The organism is Prevotella sp. 20925_1_30, assembly GCF_041433025.1.
GTDB classification, from domain to species: domain Bacteria; phylum Bacteroidota; class Bacteroidia; order Bacteroidales; family Bacteroidaceae; genus Prevotella; species Prevotella vespertina.
In genome coordinates this window covers 1-863 of sequence record NZ_JAPWAR010000070.1, presented here as the reverse complement: position 1 = coordinate 863, position 863 = coordinate 1, and the positions used below count along the sequence as shown (strand labels likewise).

The window sequence follows — 863 nt, the reverse complement described above, 5'->3', positions numbered from 1 at the left end:
CTAAATTCTTCACGAAGTGTTTGAAGTTCATTTATTAGGGAGAGTGTTTCGTGGTGTTCCATCTTCTTTAAGTAGGGTTTGGCAAAGATTAATGATAGCAGACAAAAATGGTTTCATTAGATGTTCTTTATCGTGACTTGTTAGGTGTTTTTTGAAATCATCCATGAAGTTAAAAATTTTCATTCCGTCACTCGGCATAACCGCCATCAACACCTTAATCAATTTATCTTGTTCTATAGTTTCATAAAAACCGTTCACATGAGTCTTGGGCTCAATCATTGACTCTATGGTTCCCAAAGGAAGATGGATAACCAGAACTTCCTTCCCCAAGCCTGCAGCACACTTTCGATATGTGCTAAATCTTATATCCTTTTCCATCTTGCAAGCCTTAAGGAAATTTGAATACTCGATGCCACTTATATGAGCAGCTTCTTTTGCATTTTCACATAAAAGAGCTAAACCCTCAAGTGTTGGGTTACTAATATAAAGATGCCCTTTGGGTTTTAATTTGTTTTTATTAGCCATAATATATATATAATTGTAATTATTATGGCTGCATAAGTTCCTAATGAAACAGGCTTTAGATAGAATATTAAAATACCATTTTCCGGTAGTATAATACCATTTCACGTGTTGATAATCAACGGTATAAAATATAAGGTAGGGACCCTCAGTGCAAGGTGCAAGACCTATCTATATATATAGGCTTGCACCTTGCACTGAAAATTGTAGCCAAAGAATCTATAAAACATTTTCTATCAAATATTTGGAGCATGTTCATATTTTTAGTACTTTTGAACCCAAGAAACACAAGAGCGTGTTTCAAGCAGCAGTATCCACGTGTACTCTCAAAATACTCTGTT

Annotated in this window: 1 protein-coding gene; it reads right to left on the bottom strand. The window is 34.9% G+C overall.

Annotated elements, in window-relative coordinates; translation table 11 throughout:
• Nucleotides 1–27 precede the first annotated feature (27 nt).
• Entirely contained in the window at nt 28–525 is a 498-nt protein-coding gene (locus tag O3603_RS12035) for a hypothetical protein (RefSeq protein WP_371523054.1), read from the bottom strand.
• Nucleotides 526–863: the final 338 nt, after the last annotated feature.